Below are 17,290 nucleotides of genomic sequence, written 5' to 3'. Positions count from 1 at the left end.
CTGTAAGCGCCTGTCCACAGACGTTTTTTACTTGTTGTGAGGTTATGACAGATCGAACTGGTTAAGGTTGCATTCAATTTTGTTAAAAACCGGAATTAACACATTTATCATCTAAAAATGTGATGTCGCGCCACTAATGAGCACAGCATAATCTGCTGGGTAAAATGTGAGCCACAGCGTGTATGGATGGAGCGCTGGTGTTTATAATTGCCGCGAATTATCTCAATCGGAGCCGAAGGGATGCCGGTCTTTATCGATGTCGAGTATGTGCGGGGATGGCGCCTGTTTCTGGTGTTATCGGATGGCACCACGGGGGTGCTGGATCTGACCCCCTGGCGAACCCAGCCGCTATTTGCAAAGCTGGAGAGCGAGCGTCACTGCGCCCGGGTCTTCATCAACCGTCACCACCAGCTGGAGTGGCCCGTCGGATGTACCTTGTCAGCTCATGAGGTTTATCACCTCATCTCTCCCATCGATGAGCGGGAAGCCTTCAGCTAATCCCCATTTTTTGTGAGCCAACGCCAGATTCCTGTAGCTGGAATGTTTGCCCGTTTGCCTTTCTGAGCCAACTTGGGTAAAACCTGCGCAACATTTTGCCAACTTGCCTTCGCTTCACCTGACAGAGGCTTGCCGCTTTCGCGCCGCAGGCCTTTTTTGCGGCCTGACGGCAAACCTTTCCCTTGCTGAAAGGTTTGATTGATTGAATGAAAATAACAAAACAAACAAATACATAAGGAAAATGTATGGCTTGTCATATGCGCACACCCCTTGCCCTGCTGGTGGGCGGGCTCGCCTGTCACGGCGCTGCCGGTCAGGAACCGGTGCAACAGCTGGATCCCATGGTGGTGGTGGCAACCCGCCCCGCCAGCACACTTGAAGTGACGCTGGATCCCAAGAAGCCCGGTTCCCCCATGCCCGCTGCCGACGGCGCCGGTTATCTGAAGAATGTCACCGGCATGAGCATGGTGCGCAAAGGGGGGCTCGGTGGCGATCCCGTGCTGCGGGGAATGGGGATGTCCCGCCTCAACGTGCAGATGGATGGCGGCATGCTGGCCGGTGGGTGTGGCGGCCGAATGGACCCGCCCACCGCCTATGTGTTTCCCCAATCCTTTGACCGGATCCGGGTGCTGAAGGGGCCGCAATCCCTGGAGCAGGGTGCCACCCTGGCGGGAACTGTGCTGTTCGAGCGGGACAGACCCGAGTTCACCGCACCGGGCCTCAAGGCCGATGCCTCGGCCCTCTATGGCAGCTTTGGCCGTGATGATCAGATGGTGGATATGACGGCGGGCTCGACCGACGGTTATCTGCGCGGTCAGTTCACCCACTCCGACAGCGACGATTACCGCGATGGTCACGGCAACGAGGTGCGATCTTTCTATCGCCGCGAGAACGGCACCGCCCAGCTGGGCTGGACGCCGGGGGAGCACACCTGGCTGGAACTCACCGCCGAGCGTAGCAATGCCCGTGCCGCCTATGCGGACCGCACCATGGATGGCCCCATGTTTGATCGCGAATCCTTCGGGCTGAAGCTCAAGCAGGAGCAGATCACCACTCACTGGCAGCGCAGCGAGCTGACCCTGTGGGACAACTACATCGACCACATCATGGACAACTTCAGCCTGCGGCAAAACAGCGGCATGAAGATGCTCTCCAACCCGGATCGCCGCAACACCGGCGGTCGCTGGGCCAACGACATCGCCTTGCCAGCAGACTGGCTGCTGACAGCCGGGCTCGACAGCAACCGGGATCAGCATCGCAGTCGGAGTGGGGTCGACTATGCCACCAAGGATCGTCAGCGCACCCTGCGTTTCGAGCAGCAGGGCGGCTTCGCCGAGCTGGGCCGTCAGCAGGGAGCCCACAGCTACAAGGGCGGTTACCGGCAGGATAGGGTAGAGACCACCCGTTATGGCGCCGGTGAACAGACCCTCTACAGCGATACCCTGGTCCTGAACAGCGGATTTGGCCGCTACGAGTACCAGTGGTCGCCCCGCTGGTCCAGCTATCTGGCCTGGGGGCAGGCAGAGCGTGCGCCGGACTACTGGGAGCGCAGCAAGGACAGTACCCCGTTCACCCTCAACCCGGAGCGCAGTCGCCAGTGGGATGCTGGGTTGGCCCTGCGCAGTCGCGAGCTGGACCTGACCCTCTCCCTCTTTAGCGCCGATATCAAGGACTACCTGCTCTACAACAGCAAGTCGAACCAGGTGCGCAATATCGATGCCCAGACCCGGGGTGGCGAGCTGGAGGGGCGCTGGCAGTTTGCCGAGCAGTGGCGTCTCGATGGTGGTCTGGCGGTGGTCTACGGCGAAAACCAGAGCGACAACAAACCGCTGGCCCAGATGCCACCGCTCGATGGCAAACTGGCGCTGGGCTGGCAGCCGGACGAAGCGCTGAACTTCACTCTGCTGGGGCGCGCGGTGGCGGCGCAGGATCGGGTAGATCTCTGGTCCGGTACCGTTGCGGGTCAGGATCAGGGGGAGACCCCGGGCTTCTTCACCATGAACCTGAGCGGCGCCTGGCAGTTTGCCAAGGGGTGGCAGCTCTCGGCCGGGGTAGACAACCTGTTCGACACCTTCTACTACGAGCACCTCTCCAAGTCGGTGCACAGCAGTCAGGCCGGGCTGGGCTACGAGCAGAGCGGCCGCATCCCCGAGCCGGGCCGTTCCTACTGGCTCTCGCTCAACTACCGTTTTGCCTCGGCAGGGGTGCTCTAACCAGTTGAGTCAGATAACGTTTTCAGTCACAGACACCGCTGTGTGAGCATCGCTATCATGGTGAAAAACAGGCGTATCAGACGCCTGCTCTCACAGCGGGAACATAACAATGAAACAGGGAACGTTACGCTATGGCGGCCTGCTCGGGGCCGCCCTGTTACTTGCGGCTTGCGGCGGCAGCGGTAGTTCAGGTGGGGAGAGTTCTCCCCCCGTCGTCAATCCGCCGGTCACCCACCCTCCGGTCGCCACGGCCAGTCGTGCCTGCTATGGCGACGATCAACTTGCCTGCAACCTGCGCATCTATCAGGTAATGGTGGAGTCGTTTGCCGATGGTGACGGCAGTGCCAACTACGGCGTCGGCTATGGCCCCTCCCAGCACAACGGCGATCTGCAGGGGATCATCGACAGTCTCGACCACATCAAGAGTCTCAACGTCAACGCCATCTGGCTCACCCCGGTGTTCGACTCCTGCGCGGGGCAAGGCGGCGATAACCAGCTCGATGCCACCGGCTACTTCGCCTGCGACTTTTTTACCGTGGATCCCAACTTTGGCAGCAATGCCAAGCTCAAACAGCTGGTGGATGCAGCGCATCAGCGCGGCCTCTACGTCTTCCTCGACGGGGTGTTTGGCCACGTCAACAAGGTGGGGGTGAGCAAGCCCTCGCCAGAGGGGCGTCTGCCAGCCCTCACCAGCGGCGGTGCGGGTTATCCCGGCCAGCTGGTGGATTACAGCAAGCCGGAGAGCCTCGCCTACTTCAAGGAGGTGGCCCGCTATTGGGTCGAGCAGTACGGTATCGACGGCTGGCGCCTCGATCAGGCCTATCAGCTTGGGCTGGATGATTGGCGCGCCATTCGCAGCGAGGTGGAGCAGGCCAGCGCGGCGCGCAAGGCCGCCGGTCAGCAGTGGGGCACCCTTGGCTACATGGTGGGCGAGGTGTGGAAGGGGGCTGATGACATTCGCGCCCAGGCTTACGGCAGCAGCGACAATCCGGCGCTCTCCTCGGCCTTTGACTTCCCGTTGCGCTACGGCATCGTGCAGGCGCTGGCGGTCGAGGAGTCCGGCAAGGGCGGGCAGGGGGCCAGCGTGCTTGACGCCAGCTGGAACAAGGTGGAGAACTACCCGAATCATGCCATGCCGAACCTGATGCTGGGCAACCACGATCTGGTGCGTTTTGGCGATCTGCTGGAGCGCGGCAACTTCAAATCGACCGAGTACTGGCAGCGCCACAAGGCAGCCTTCAGCTTTATGGCGGCCCGCTCCGGCCCCATCACCTTCTACTATGGCGAGGAGTTTGGCGACGAGGTGCCGGGCTTTGCCGCCAAGGTCGGTGGTGACTGCGCAGCGCAGGGCTTGTGCGACGATCATGTGGCCCGCAGCGACGGCAAGGTGCCCGCTGTCACCGGCTTTGTGCCAAGTAGCGAACAAGCCGAGCTGAAAGAGTGGCTGGCCCAGCTACTGGAGATGCGTGCCGCGCACCCCGCTCTCTATCAGGGAGAGCGAGTCAAACTGGTGGCCGATGGCAGCCTCTATGGTGACATCAAGCAGACGGCAGGGGAGCAGATAGTCTACCTGCTTAACCTCTCCACCACGGCGCTCAGCTACAACCTGCCGACGGGCAAACTGCGCAGCGGCAGCGCGCTGGTGGATCTGCAAAGCGGCGAGAGTCTGGCCATCGGCGGCAGCAGCGTGACGGTGGAGCTTCCCCCCTTGAGCGGGCGTTTCCTGCGTCTGCAATAAGTCTGCGGCAGCACGCTTTGATACGAGAGAGGGCCCCATCGCGGGGCCCTCTCTGTCATTGTGGGCGACAAGGTCGTGGCGGGTTATGCGGTTGTCTGGCCCCGGTTTTCCAGCCGCTGGCGGAAGGCACGGGCCAGTCGCTCGTAGAGATCCTGCGCCTCCTTGTCTTCGATATCGCCGCGGATCCAGGGGTTGTCGACGATCTCCAGCAGCACGCAGTCACGCCCCTGCTGGCGCAAATCGAGCCCGTAGAGGCCATTGCCGAGCTGATGCACTGCGCGGCGAGCGGTCTGCAGTACCCGCTCCGGCACCTCGTTGAGTGGCAGCGCCTCGATGCTGCTCATGTCGAGGGGGTGCTTGCGGCGGCGGATGCGGTTGCCGGGTTCGGGCCGGTAGCGGCGGCAGGCAAACAGCGGCGAGCCATCGAGAAAGCCGATGCGCCAGTCGAACTCGGCGGGGATCCGGCTCTGCACCAGCAGCAGGGCGGAGCGGCCCAGCCCCTCGTCCAGCAGCCGGGCCAGCTGCTGCTCGTCGCTGGCCATGGCGAGATCGCGCCCCTGTGCCCCGTCGGGCACTTTCACCATCAGCGGCAGGCCGAGCCGCTGTACCAGCTCGTCCACATGGTGGCGGCCGCGGCGGGTCACCACCATGGTGGGCGGCATGGGCACGCCGCTGCGCACCATCAGCTCGTAGAGATAGAGTTTGTTGCTGCAGGCGAGGATGGCGCGGGAGCTGTCGATCACCGGCATCTTGAGCTGTTCGGCGCGATGGGCAAATTCGAAGGTGTAGTGGCCGACTGCGGTTTCGGCACGCAGCCAGAGGGTGTCGAACTCCGGCAGCCGCTCGATGGCCGACGGTGGCAGGATCTCGGCCCGGATGCCTTGGGCGGCGGCAGCCCGGATAAAGCGCTCCAGCGCCAGCCCGTCACTGCTGGCACGGCCATCATCGGGGTCGACCAGAATGGCGAGCTGGTAGAGCGGCGCCGCCTGCTCCTCATCACCGGTCCCCACCAGCGCCTGAGCGTGGTGCAGCATCAGCTCTTTCTCGCTTGGGCTCAGCTCCAGCGGCGACAGGCTCTGCTGCTGGCGCACCGACCAGCCGTGGCGGCCGCGCTTGAGGGTCAGCTCCTGCAGCGGCAGTTGGCTCAGGCCATAGTAGTAGCGGGCCAGCCCCGCGAGCTCGCTCTGTTCACACTGGCCGAAGATGGCGCGCACCCGGATCCTGTCCTCGTTCTGCTGGGCCAGCCACCCTTGTGCCTTGCGCCACAGCTTGACCGGTGGCTGCTGGGGTTGCAGTCTGCTGATGGCCTGCAAACCCGGCAGGCAGTGGTGGCCGCGGGCCTGGGCCAGCAGTGAGCAGTAGTAGCCTGCGCTAAGGTGTTCCAGATTGCGGCAGAGGTTGATGATGCGGGGTCGGCCGCCGGTGGTCGGCACGCCATGTTGCAGATAGGTGCGGGCGGTCAGCAGATAATCGGCATGGCAAGGCCAGTCGCCCAGCTCTTCGACGATGACATAGGTACTCATATTTTCGGCTCCACAGATCAGACTGCCTGAACAGGCAGGATCCCCAGTGGGCTTCGATGCACCGACAAGCACGACAATGGCGCGAGGGGAAACAAGAGGTTACAGTGCCTAATATGACGCCTTGGTAACTTGTGATACAAGTCGCATTTTTGGTGCTGAGGATAAATAACCGAACAAGGACTCCCCGTGTTGACCGTACGTGCGGCCCGAACCGATGATCTGGGCGCCATCGTTAATCTGGAACGCTACTGTTTTCCTCCCGAAGTCGCCTTTGGCCGCAGCCGCTGGCACTATCTGCTGGCCCACGCCAAGGGGCGCACCCTGTTGCTGCTGGACGAGAAGCATCAGCTGATGGGCTATCTCTGCCTGCTGGAGCACAGAGGCTGGGATCGGCTGGTCATTCAGGCGCTGGCCATCCGCTGGACGGTGCGCCGTCTGGGCTGGGCCCGCCGCCTGCTGGAGCAGGTGATCCGCGAGGGCAAGGCCGCTGGCTGGGGGGCGATCCGGCTAGAGGTGGCGGACGCCAACGAAGAGGCGCTGGCGCTCTATCAGGGATTGGGATTTCGTCCCCAGCAGCGGCTGGCGGACTACTATGGCCGCGACCAGCACGCCCACCGGCTGGTGCTGCCGCTGGTGAGCGACGAGGAGCGTGAGCGGCGCAGAGTGGCTCGCACTCAGGCGCGCAAGCCCTCTTCACAGGCCAACTGACCATATTGAACGAGCAGAATCGAGGAGCAGGATGAGCTGCGACAACTGTCTTGCCACCGCTATCAGGGCCAAGCTGGGGCGCTGTCCGGTCTGCGCTGGCCAGACCTTCGTCATCGGCCTGATTGGCTGGCTGGTCTGGTGGTGGTGCGGCGCCGACACCTCGGTCAACGCCCTCACCGGCCTGTTGTTTGCGCTGGGGGGCTCGGGCCTGCTGTTGCTCCATCTGGTGGTATTTGTCTGGCGCAAGGCGACCGGACGTGAATTGAGCGATGAATAAATCAGATTGGTTTCAACAACATAAATAACAATATCGGTGTAGATATGGAGGTTCAGATGATTGCAATGGTAACGGGCGCCTCGTCCGGTTTTGGTGAAGCCATCAGCCGCCAGCTGGTGCAGGCGGACTACAAGGTGATCGGTACCGGTCGCCGTGCAGAGCGGCTGGCTGCGCTGGCTGACGAGCTGGGCGAACAGTTCCTGCCGCTGGCATTCGATGTGCAGGACAAGGCGGCCACCCGCGCCGCCATCGCCGCTCTGCCAGCCGAGTGGAGCGAGGTGGATCTGCTGGTCAACAACGCCGGTCTGGCGCTGGGGCTGGAGCCGGCCCACAAGGCGGATCTGGAAGATTGGGAGCAGATGATTGCCACCAACATCAGCGGTCTGACTCTGCTCACCCGCCTGCTGCTGCCGGGCATGGTGGCGCGCAATCGCGGCCATGTCATCAACATCGGCTCCATCGCGGGCACCTACCCCTATCCGGGCGGCAACGTCTACGGTGCCACCAAGGCGTTCGTGAAGCAGTTCAGCCTCAACCTGCGTGCCGATCTGGCGGGCACTGCCATTCGCGTCACCAACGTGGAGCCTGGCCTGTGCGGCGGCACCGAGTTCTCCAACGTGCGCTTCCACGGTGACGATGCCAAGGCGGCCTCCGTCTATCAGGGGGTGGAGGCTATCCAGCCGGAAGATATCGCCAATACCGTGCTCTGGGTGAGCCAGCAACCGGCCCACGTCAACATCAACAGCATCGAGATCATGCCGGTGGCGCAGACCTTCGGCCCGCTCAATATCAGCCGTCGCTGATCGCTGCATTGGCTGAAACAAAAGAGGCTCCCGTGGGATAATGCCGATCAGTTAAGGATCCATTTACCGACCCTTCTGATTTGTGAAAATCCGAAACTTGTTGATTGGTTTCGGATTTTTTATGCGTATCGACCAGGCTCTTGATTTCCTCCACGCCAGCAATGCTGCCCAGTTTGAGTCACTCTCTGACCTCATTCCTCCCGAGCTCATCATGACGCTGCTCGGCGAAGAGGGCGTCGCTACCCTGCGCCGTCGCCGCATGTCCATGGAGCGTCTGGTCTGGGCCATCATCGGCATGGCCATCTTCCGCCACGCCCCCATGACCCAGCTGGTCAATCAGCTCGATATCCTCTTGCCCGGTGACCGCCCCTTCGTTGCCCCCAGCGCCTTCCTGCAAGCTCGCCAAAAGCTTGGCCACAAGAGCCTTGAGCGGCTGTTTCACGAGACCGCCGCAAGCTGGCACCAGCAGGCCAATCACCCCGGCTGGGCCGGGCTGCAACTGCTCGCCGTCGATGGCGTGATGTGGCGCACATCCGATACCCCGGACAATACCGCCGCGTTTGCCAAGCCCGGCACCCGGCATGGCGAGACCGCCTATCCGCAGGTGCGCATGCTCTGTCAGATGGAGCTGACCAGCCACCTGCTCACGCAAGCCGTCATGGAGAGCTGCGCCGTCAACGAGATGGTTCTGGCCGAGCAACTCATCGCGCGCACACCGGACCACTCGCTCACCCTGTTCGACAAGGGGTTTTACTCCCTCGGCCTGCTCCACGCCTGGCAAACCACCGGCTGTGAGCGGCACTGGTTGCTGCCGCTCAAAAAGGGCACGCAGTATGAGGTGGTGCGCAAGCTGGGGCGTCAGGATGTGCTGGTGCAGCTCAAGACCAGTCCACAGGCACGCAACAAGTGGCCGCAACTGCCGGACACGGTGGAAGCCCGATTGCTGACCCGCAACATCAGCGGCAAGGAGCGGCAAGTGTTGACCTCAATGGTCGACCCGATGCGCTTTCCGAGCGCCGATATTGTCGAGCTCTACAGCCATCGCTGAGAAATCGAGTTGGGCTATCGGGAGATGAAGCACAGCCTGCAACAACACCGGCTGACCCTGCGCAGCAAGAAGGCGACGGGGATACGGCAAGAGCTGTGGGGCGTGCTGCTGGCGTATAACCTGCTGCGCAGCCAGATGGTAAAGATGGCGGCGAGTCTGAAGGGATACACGGCGAGCCAGCTGAGTTTTCACATGGCATCGGTGTGCCTCATCCATGAACTGAGCTGCATGCCGTACCTATCACCGGGTACTATCCCGAAGCGGGTAGCTGACTTGGAGAAACAAGCGGGCCAGTTTGTGCTGCCGGAACGAAGGGAGCGAAGTTACCCCCGCTGCGTGAAGCCAAGGCAACAGAGGTATAGTGTGAAAAAAGCCAATAAAAACAATGCCAGTTAGGCTTAACTGACTGGCATTACCCAATATGGGCGCTTTTTCGCCGTAACATCCTGATTTTTAAAATAAGAGCTGACCACAACTATCAGGCTGGTAAGATGCGCCGCCATCTTGTCCACGCCGTAATCATCATGACCGCCCAAGGGCACCTGCTCTTCTCCGTTACCTGCACCCTGATCGCCCACAAACTGCAGCTCACTCCGGCACTGGCCGATGCCAGCCTGTGGCAGACAATCCCTGCCGCGCTGGCCAGCGCCCTGTTGCCCGACCTCGACCACCCCAAATCGGTGCTAGGGCAGCGCCTGCCGTGGATCTCGAAACCTCTGTCGCGGCTGTTCGGCCATCGTGGCTTCACCCACAGTCTGCTGGCGGTCGCCGCCGCTATCTGGGGGCTGAACCAGAGCCTGCCGCCGGACACCCTGCCCATGGGAGTCAAGGATGCCCTGATCGTCGGCTACCTCAGCCATCTGCTGGGGGACTGGCTCACCCCGGCAGGCATTCCGCTCTTCTGGCCCATCAAGCGCCGTTACCGCCTGCCGGGCTGGCCGCTGCGCAGCGGCGGCGCCATCGAAACCGGCTTTTGCACCCTCACTCTGCTGGTCGCCGGCTGGTGGTGCGGCTGGCGGCTATGAGCCAGAAACAAAAAAGCCCCTGACAAAGTCAGGGGCCCAAGCAGTAGCGGATGCCACTAGAGGATCAGATCATGATGCCTGCGATAACAGCAGAGAGCAGGCTGACCAGGGTGGAACCGTAGACCAGCTTCAGACCGAAGCGGGAAACCATGTTGCCCTTCTCTTCGTTCAGCGCTTTTACCGCACCGGCGATGATGCCGATGGAGCTGAAGTTGGCAAAGGAGACCATGAAGATGGAGAGGATGCCGACGGTGCGCGGAGAGAGCTCGGCTGCCACCTTGCCCAGATCCATCATCGCCACAAACTCGTTGGTCACCAGCTTGGTTGCCATGATGGAGCCCGCTTGCAGCGCTTCACCACTCGGGATACCCAGGATCCAGGCGATCGGGTAGAAGAGGTAGCCCATGACGAACTGGAAGTTCACGCCAAATGCCATCTCGAACAGGTAGTTGATAAGGGCGATCAGGGCGATAAAGCCCACCAGCATGGCACCCACGATCACGGCAACGGTGAAACCGGCCATGATGTACTCGCCCAGCATCTCGAAGAAGTTCTCTTTCTTCGGCGTGTGGTGCTCGTCACCTTCGGCAATGGCCTTGATGTCGGTCACGGAGTTATCCGGCTCGTAGGGGTTGATCAGCGACAGCACGACGAAGGTACTGAACATGTTGAGCACCAGCGCGGCAACCACGTAGCGCGGCTCGATCAGCTGCATGTAGGCACCGACGATGGACATGGAGACGGTAGACATGGCCGTCGCAGCCAGGGTGTACATCTGCTTCTCGTTCAGGTGCGGCAGGATGTTCTTGAGGGCGATGAAGTTCTCGGACTGGCCGACGATCATCGAGCTGATGGCGTTGAAAGATTCCAGTTTGCCCATGCCGTTGATCTTGGCCAGCACGGTACCGATACCGCGGATCACCAGCGGCAGCAGGCGGATGTACTGCAGAATACCGATCAGCACGGAGATGAAGACGATGGGCATCAGCACCATCAGGAAGAAGGAGAAGGCCCCTTCGTTGACCAGGCCACCGAACACGAAGTCGGTACCCTGTTTGGCAAACTCCATCAACTTGGTGAAGCCGGCCGCAAAGCCACCCACCACCGCCAGACCCACTTCAGAGTTCAGCATGAACCAGGCCAGCGCCAGTTCGACCACCAGCAGTTGGCCGATATAACGCAGTTTGATCTGTTTCCAGTTGTGGCGGTTAGCCAGCAGAGAGAGAGCAAGGACCATCACCAGTCCGAGCACAAAGTGAACGTATTCCATACCTGTAGCACCTGAGTAAATTGTAATTTTTGACCGGCGCCATCATAGACATTTGCACATTTAAAAATCAGATAGCCATCACAATCCCGCGCAATATTATGGAGGCAGGATAATACAAACGTTTTTAAATTAATTGTGCAATGAACTGATATTAATCGCGCAACACAGATAAAATAAATCCTTTTAAAAACATCATGTTGAGCAGTGGTGGCGCCGTTCTTATATTCTTTGAAAATATTTAATCAGCATTTTCGCAACATTCCTTGTGGCGCAGTAACTGCTCGCATAATATTTTCCAGTTATTATATTAAAATACTGAAAATAGAAAACGTTTATCCATGATAAATAATTAGATGAGTGTTTGAAAAATAGTCCTTATTACATTGTCAGTGCTCGCCCGCGATTGGTTTGGCAACAAATGAACCTTTCATGGCCCCTCGTGGCCAGCCGTTCAAAAATCCGCCACATCCGGTGCCACATTCTGGTATGATGCGCGGCCTTAGCGCTCGCGCATCCCCGTTTTCTCCGAAATAGAGTCCTTTTGTGAACAACAGCGAATTTAGCAGCCTCAATCTCTCCCCCGCCCTGCAAGAGAACCTCACCAGCCTGGGTTACCTGCAGATGACCCCGATCCAGGCCCAGAGCCTGCCCCTGGTGCTCGATGGCAAAGACCTGATCGCCAAGGCAAAAACCGGCAGCGGCAAAACCGCCGCCTTCGGCCTCGGCCTGCTGGCCAAGCTCAACGTAAACCGCCTTGAAGTGCAGGCGCTGGTGCTCTGCCCGACCCGCGAACTGGCGGATCAGGTGGCTCAGGAGATCCGTCGTCTGGCGCGCGCCCTGCCCAACGTCAAGCTGGTGACCCTGTGCGGCGGCACCCCGACCGCACCGCAGTCCGCCACCCTGAGCTTTGGTGCCCACATCGCCGTCGGCACCCCGGGTCGCATTCTCAAACATCTGGAGCAAGGCACGCTGGAGCTCTCCGGCCTCAAGACGCTGGTGCTGGATGAAGCGGATCGCATGCTGGACATGGGCTTTGGCGAAGATATCAACCGGGTCATCAGCTATGCCCCCCAGCAGCGTCAGACCCTGCTCTTCTCCGCCACCTATCCGGAAGGGATCGCCCAGATGAGCCGCGGCGTGCAGCGCAATCCGGTCGAGGTGAGCGTGGAGTCCCTGCACGAGGGGAGCGCCATCGAACAGAAGCTCTATGAAGTGCCGGCCGGTCAGCGCCTCGACGCCCTCACCTGGCTGCTGAGTCACTACCAGCCAAGCTCCTGCGTGGTGTTCTGCAACACCAAGCGCGCCTGTAACGACGTGGCCGACCATCTGGCCGCCAAGGGCTTCTCGGCGCTGGCGCTGAATGGCGATCTGGAACAGCGCGAGCGGGATCAGGTGCTGGTGCGCTTTGCCAACGGCAGCGCCACCATTCTGGTGGCCACCGATGTGGCGGCCCGCGGCCTCGACATCAAGGAGCTGGGCGCCGTCATCAACTACGAGCTGACCTACGATCCGGAAGTGCACGTGCACCGCATCGGCCGTACCGGTCGTGCCGGCCAGCAGGGTCTGGCCCTGAGCCTCTATCAGCCGAACGAAGCCCAGCGCGTCAACTTTATCGAAGAGTACCAGCAGGCTCCGATGCCGCTGGGTGATCTCGACAGCATCGGCCGCGACATCAAGCCGATCGCCCCGCAAATGGTGACCCTCTCCATCGATGCAGGCCGCAAGACCAAGGTGCGGGCCGGTGACATTCTGGGCGCCCTGACCGGTGAAGGCGGCATTGCCGGCGCCGATGTGGGCAAGATCCAGATCTCCGAGCAGTACTCCTACGTCGCCGTGAAGCGCAGCGTGGCGAGCGCCGCACTCAAGCGGTTGCAGGAAGGCAAAATCAAGGGTCGCAGCTACCGCACCCGCAAACTGGGCTAAGGTTTTTTGCAAGCTGTTAGCCAGACCACAGGCGCCTGACAGGCGCCTGTTTCATATCTCCGATGCCGCCATGCGGCAAGACAGGCACCATGACCCAAGCAATCCAAACCGATGTGAGCTGCCAGAACTGCGAAGCCTGCTGCTGCCGCCTCGAAGTGATGCTCTTTACCGATACCGGCGTGCCGGACCGTTATGTACTGGAACGGGATGGCGAGATACCGGTCATGCGCCGGCTGGACGATGGCTGGTGCGCCGCCCTCGACCGCAACACCATGATGTGCCGTATCTACGAGGTGCGGCCGCTGATCTGCCGCGAATTCGAAATGGGTGAACCAGACTGCGTTGACGAGCGGGACAAGTGGTTTATCAAGCTGGAGTAAACCCGAGCCAACCAGAATGCGGGGTCGTCAAGCGCTCGCAGGTTCACAGGGAGCGGTGTTGAGCTGCTCCCCCAGCCACTGGATGGCCGCAGCCTCCTGCTCGAAGTAACGTACCGCCCGAAAGGGTAACCCCTTGAAGATGTTATCCGCCAGATAGCGCTTGAAGCCCCCTACGAAAACCACCGCCAGAAACTGACAGCCACTCTCGGCACACCAGCCAAACTGGCGACGAAAACGGGCCAGCACCTCGGGCCCGGCCGCTTCAAACTCGGTCGCGACCTCGACAATCCCCCAGGGGCCATCCATCAATCCGGCCAGTTCGTGACGAAAACGCGCCTCATAGGCCATGGCACCTGCCAGATTGAAGGGGCCACTCGGGCGGCAGATCAGCATCTGGCCCCTGCACTCCATGTCAAATTGCCCATGTGGCTGCATGACTGCTCCCATTCCGTTACCACCACCATCGCCTGCAAATTGTTACCACAAGGTAATAATTTATAAGGAAAAGTCCAGCAGCAAACAGGCTTTCCCCAAAGCGTGATCATCCTATCCAGCAAACCGTCGGCACCTCATGTTACCCACATCCCGCACTGAATCGGTCTCAAGATGTGTGATTGCAGTTAACGAAACGTTACTGCTATTATCCGCGCCGCCACAAACATTCCACCAGCCGAAAGGTTTGGCACCCCAACAAGGATGTGCAATGAAAAACAGGGACTCGAGTCATTACCAACGGATCTGGCGCTGGCACTTCTACGCCGGTCTCTTTGTCGCCCCTTTCCTGATCCTGCTGTCACTGACCGGGATCGTCTATCTGTTCAAACCCCAGCTCGACAACCTGATGTACCCCGAGCTGATGAAGGTCGCCCCCGCCAGCCAGACCCTGAGTGCCGACCAACTGCTGGCCAAGGCGATGATGACCATGCCCGATGCCAGCCTGCGTAAATACCTGCCGCCTGCCGCACCCGACCAGAGCGCCCAGTTCATCGTCAATCAGGGGGATCGCGAGCTGACCCTGTTTATGGATCCCGCCAGCGGCGCCCTGCTCGGCACCATGGATAACAAGTGGAATCTGCAGGCAGTCGCTCGCGCTCTGCACGCAGAGCTGCTGCTCGGTACCACCGGAGATCGGCTGATCGAGCTGGCTGCCGGCTGGGGGATAGTGCTGCTCATCAGCGGCCTCTATCTCTGGTGGCCGCGCAAGGGGCCCGGCGTGGGCGGTATTCTCTGGCCCAGAGTGAACCAGCGCGGACGCCTCTGGTGGCGGGATCTGCACGCTGTGGTCGGCTTCTGGGGCGCCGGTTTCCTGCTGCTATTGCTGTTGAGCGGCATGACCTGGACCGGTTTCTGGGGCGATCAGTTTGCCGCGGTCTGGAACCGCTTCCCGGCCGCCATGTGGAATGAGGTGCCCAAATCGGCACCGCTGGCCCGCAGCCTGAATCAGGCCCACGAGCAGACCGTTCCCTGGGCGGTGGAGAACACCCCTATGCCCAGCTCGCAGCCGGTCGATGAGGGGCACGATCACGGTGCCATGAACCACGGCGAGCACGAGGGAATGGTGATGGCCAGCCAGCGGATCCCGCTGCAACAGGTGGTCGAGATCGCCCATGAGCGGGGAGTTCAACCGGGTTACAGCATCACCCCGCCGGTCGGCGCCACCGGCGTCTACACCATCGCCCTGTTTGCCGACGATCCGCGCAACGACGCCACCCTGCATATCGATCAATACAGCGGCAAGGTGCTGGCCGATGTGCGCTGGCAGGATTACGGCCCGGTCGCCAAGACGGTGGAGAGCGGCGTCATGCTGCACATGGGCAAGCTCTACGGCTGGCCCCACCAGCTCGCCATGCTGCTTATCTGCCTGATGGTGCTGGCCAGCGCCGTGAGTGGTCTGTGGATCTGGTGGTGCCGCCGTCCGCAGGGCCGTCTCGCCGCGCCGCCGCTGCCTGCCAAACTCCCGCCGATGCGCGGTGCCATCGCCCTGCTGATCCTGCTGGGGATCGCCTTCCCGCTGGTGGGCACCTCCATGGTCGCCATCTGGCTGCTGGATACCCTGATTTTCTCCCGCCGCCCCCTCAGGGTGGCGCGCGCCAGCTAAACCCGCCAAAACCAAAAAGGGCTCCCATATCGGGATAATGCCAGTCAGTTAAGCCTAACTGGCATTGTTTTTATTGGCTTTTTTCACACTATACCTCTGTTGCCTTGGCTTCACGCAGCGGGGGTAACTTCGCTCCCTTCGTTCCGGCAGCACAAACTGGCCCGCTTGTTTCTCCAAGTCAGCTACCCGCTTCGGGATAGTACCCGGTGATAGGTACGGCATGCAGCTCAGTTCATGGATGAGGCACACCGATGCCATGTGAAAACTCAGCTGGCTCGCCGTGTATCCCTTCAGACTCGCCGCCATCTTTACCATCTGGCTGCGCAGCAGGTTATACGCCAGCAGCACGCCCCACAGCTCTTGCCGTATCCCCGTCGCCTTCTTGCTGCGCAGGGTCAGCCGGTGTTGTTGCAGGCTGTGCTTCATCTCCCGATAGCCCAACTCGATTTCTCAGCGATGGCTGTAGAGCTCGACAATATCGGCGCTCGGAAAGCGCATCGGGTCGACCATTGAGGTCAACACTTGCCGCTGATGTTGCGGGTCAGCAAGCGGGCTTCCACTGTATCCGGCAGGTGCGGCCACTTCTTCCTCGCCTGTGGGCTGGTTTTCAGCAAGACCAGTGCATCCTGGCGCCCCAGTTTGCGCACCATCTCGTATTGGGTGGCCTTTTTGAGCGGCAGCAACCAGTGCCGCTCACAGCCGGTGGTTTGCCAGGCGTGGAGCAGGCCGAGGGAGTAAAACCCCTTGTCGAACAGGGTGAGCGAGTGGTCCGGTGTGCGCGCGATGAGTTGCTCGGCCAGAACCATCTCGTTGACGGCGCAGCTCTCCATGACGGCTTGCGTGAGCAGGTGGCTGGTCAGCTCCATCTGACAGAGCATGCGCACCTGCGGATAGGCGGTCTCGCCATGCCGGGTACTGGGCTTGGCAAAGGCGGCGGCATTATCCGGGGTATCGGATGTGCGCCACATCACGCCATCGACGGCGAGCAGTTGCAGCCCGGCCCAACCGGGGTGATTAGCCTGCTGGTGCCAGCCTACGGCGGTCTCGTGAAACAGGCGCCCAATGCTCTTGTGGCCAAGCTTTTGGCGAGCTTGCAGGAAGGCGCTGGGGGCAACGAAGGGGCGGTCACCGGGCAAGAGGATATCGAGCTGATTGACCAGCTGGGTCATGGGGGGCGTGGCGGAAGATGGCCATGCCGATGATGGCCCAGACCAGACGCTCCATGGGCATGCGGCGACGGCGCAGGGTAGCGACGCCCTCTTCGCCGAGCAGCGTCATGATGAGCTCGGGAGGAATGAGGTCAGAGAGTGACTCAAACTGGGCAGCATTGCTGGCGTGGAGGAAATCAAGAGCCTGGTCGATACGCATAAAAAATCCGAAACCAATCAACAAGTTTCGGATTTTCACAAATCAGAAGGGTCGGTAAATGGATCCTTAACTGATCGGCATTATCCTCGGGAGCCTTTTTACTGTGCGGTGGGTGGCGCTAGCGTTCGAAGAAGCGGTAGAGGTGCTCCACCTGAACCGGGCAGTCGGCCACCTGATGCAGATGTTCGCGGGCCTGCTCGACGGTGCCGAAACTGACCGGGCAGCCGAGGGTGTCGGTCAGCTCGTAGAGGGCGCCATCCTTGCCTCTGAATTCGATGAGCCAGCCGGGAATAGCCACGTCGTGGAGTATTTCGGCCTCTTGCAGGATCTGTTGCTGATAGAGCTTACGAAGTTCACTGACTGTCATGATGCTCTCCTGTGGGGAATATCCAGCTCCAGTCTATGCCTGCCCTTTATG

15 protein-coding genes and 2 pseudogenes are annotated in these 17,290 nt (G+C 60.9%); 11 read left to right on the top strand and 6 right to left on the bottom strand.

Annotation, left to right across the window (positions count from 1 at the left end; all coding sequences use genetic code 11):
• The first annotated feature begins 240 nt into the window (after positions 1 to 240).
• Positions 241 to 498 (top strand): DUF2442 domain-containing protein, encoded by a 258-nt coding sequence (locus I6L47_RS11320; protein WP_005335997.1) that lies wholly within the window; start codon positions 241 to 243, stop codon positions 496 to 498.
• Here the strand turns inward: I6L47_RS11320 and I6L47_RS11315 are convergent.
• A complete protein-coding gene (locus tag I6L47_RS11315) occupies positions 495 to 755 on the bottom strand; it encodes a hypothetical protein (protein WP_201974514.1) in 261 nt (86 codons plus the stop codon). The genes I6L47_RS11320 and I6L47_RS11315 overlap by 4 nt on opposite strands.
• Here I6L47_RS11315 and I6L47_RS11310 point away from each other — a divergent pair.
• Positions 744 to 2,711 (top strand): TonB-dependent copper receptor, encoded by a 1,968-nt coding sequence (locus tag I6L47_RS11310; protein ID WP_216947446.1) that lies wholly within the window; start codon positions 744 to 746, stop codon positions 2,709 to 2,711. The genes I6L47_RS11315 and I6L47_RS11310 overlap by 12 nt on opposite strands.
• Positions 2,712 to 2,820: 109 nt before the next feature.
• Positions 2,821 to 4,449 carry an alpha-amylase family glycosyl hydrolase gene (locus tag I6L47_RS11305; RefSeq protein ID WP_216947445.1) on the top strand — a complete coding sequence of 543 codons (1,629 nt, stop codon included), beginning with the start codon at positions 2,821 to 2,823 and terminating at the stop codon, positions 4,447 to 4,449.
• A gap of 83 nt (positions 4,450 to 4,532) precedes the next feature.
• Here the strand turns inward: I6L47_RS11305 and I6L47_RS11300 are convergent, their stop codons facing one another.
• Positions 4,533 to 5,972, bottom strand: coding sequence for a RimK family protein (locus I6L47_RS11300; protein WP_216947444.1), 1,440 nt, complete (start codon positions 5,970 to 5,972; stop codon positions 4,533 to 4,535).
• Positions 5,973 to 6,158: 186 nt separating this feature from the next.
• Here I6L47_RS11300 and I6L47_RS11295 point away from each other — a divergent pair, with 186 nt between their 5' ends.
• From I6L47_RS11295 to I6L47_RS11275, 5 genes and pseudogenes are all read left to right on the top strand, one after another.
• Positions 6,159 to 6,680 carry a GNAT family N-acetyltransferase gene (locus tag I6L47_RS11295; protein ID WP_106844032.1) on the top strand — a complete coding sequence of 174 codons (522 nt, stop codon included), beginning with the start codon at positions 6,159 to 6,161 and terminating at the stop codon, positions 6,678 to 6,680.
• Positions 6,681 to 6,711: 31 nt separating this feature from the next.
• The gene (locus tag I6L47_RS11290; RefSeq protein ID WP_005363187.1) at positions 6,712 to 6,957 is read left to right on the top strand and encodes a DUF3624 domain-containing protein; all 246 of its coding nucleotides are present in this window, start codon (positions 6,712 to 6,714) and stop codon (positions 6,955 to 6,957) included.
• A gap of 56 nt (positions 6,958 to 7,013) precedes the next feature.
• Positions 7,014 to 7,760, top strand: coding sequence for an SDR family oxidoreductase (locus I6L47_RS11285; RefSeq protein ID WP_216947443.1), 747 nt, complete (start codon positions 7,014 to 7,016; stop codon positions 7,758 to 7,760).
• A gap of 121 nt (positions 7,761 to 7,881) precedes the next feature.
• Positions 7,882 to 9,204 (top strand): annotated as a pseudogene (locus I6L47_RS11280) (IS4 family transposase).
• A 128-nt stretch (positions 9,205 to 9,332) separates the two neighbouring features.
• On the top strand, positions 9,333 to 9,833 hold the full coding sequence (locus I6L47_RS11275) for a metal-dependent hydrolase (protein WP_041235223.1): 501 nt from the start codon (positions 9,333 to 9,335) through the stop codon (positions 9,831 to 9,833).
• Between the two features lie 64 nt (positions 9,834 to 9,897).
• On the opposite strand, the gene I6L47_RS11270 is transcribed toward I6L47_RS11275, so the two are convergent.
• Positions 9,898 to 11,103: a NupC/NupG family nucleoside CNT transporter gene (locus I6L47_RS11270; RefSeq protein ID WP_005363118.1), complete on the bottom strand. Its 1,206-nt coding sequence runs from the start codon at positions 11,101 to 11,103 to the stop codon at positions 9,898 to 9,900.
• 543 nt (positions 11,104 to 11,646) lie between these two features.
• On the opposite strand from I6L47_RS11270, the gene dbpA reads away from it, so the two are divergent.
• Both dbpA and I6L47_RS11260 read left to right on the top strand, forming a co-directional pair.
• On the top strand, positions 11,647 to 13,026 hold the full coding sequence (dbpA, locus tag I6L47_RS11265) for an ATP-dependent RNA helicase DbpA (RefSeq protein ID WP_201953403.1): 1,380 nt from the start codon (positions 11,647 to 11,649) through the stop codon (positions 13,024 to 13,026).
• Between the two features lie 89 nt (positions 13,027 to 13,115).
• Positions 13,116 to 13,406 carry a YkgJ family cysteine cluster protein gene (locus tag I6L47_RS11260; RefSeq protein ID WP_005335921.1) on the top strand — a complete coding sequence of 97 codons (291 nt, stop codon included), beginning with the start codon at positions 13,116 to 13,118 and terminating at the stop codon, positions 13,404 to 13,406.
• A gap of 27 nt (positions 13,407 to 13,433) precedes the next feature.
• Here I6L47_RS11260 and I6L47_RS11255 read toward each other — a convergent pair whose 3' ends face one another.
• Positions 13,434 to 13,841 (bottom strand): hypothetical protein, encoded by a 408-nt coding sequence (locus tag I6L47_RS11255; protein ID WP_216947442.1) that lies wholly within the window; start codon positions 13,839 to 13,841, stop codon positions 13,434 to 13,436.
• Between the two features lie 268 nt (positions 13,842 to 14,109).
• Here I6L47_RS11255 and I6L47_RS11250 point away from each other — a divergent pair, with 268 nt between their 5' ends.
• Positions 14,110 to 15,504, top strand: coding sequence for a PepSY domain-containing protein (locus I6L47_RS11250; protein WP_216947441.1), 1,395 nt, complete (start codon positions 14,110 to 14,112; stop codon positions 15,502 to 15,504).
• Positions 15,505 to 15,558: 54 nt separating this feature from the next.
• Here I6L47_RS11250 and I6L47_RS11245 read toward each other — a convergent pair.
• Together I6L47_RS11245 and I6L47_RS11240 are read right to left on the bottom strand one after the other, a co-directional pair.
• Positions 15,559 to 16,872 (bottom strand): annotated as a pseudogene (locus tag I6L47_RS11245) (IS4 family transposase).
• 118 nt (positions 16,873 to 16,990) lie between these two features.
• Positions 16,991 to 17,239 (bottom strand): hypothetical protein, encoded by a 249-nt coding sequence (locus I6L47_RS11240; RefSeq protein WP_005363113.1) that lies wholly within the window; start codon positions 17,237 to 17,239, stop codon positions 16,991 to 16,993.
• Positions 17,240 to 17,290 lie beyond the last annotated feature (51 nt).

Source organism: Aeromonas sp. FDAARGOS 1417 (genome assembly GCF_019046985.1).
Taxonomy (GTDB): Bacteria; Pseudomonadota; Gammaproteobacteria; order Enterobacterales; family Aeromonadaceae; genus Aeromonas; species Aeromonas veronii.
The sequence above is the reverse complement of the archived record's forward strand: the minus strand, read 5'-3'. Positions and strand labels throughout refer to the sequence as shown.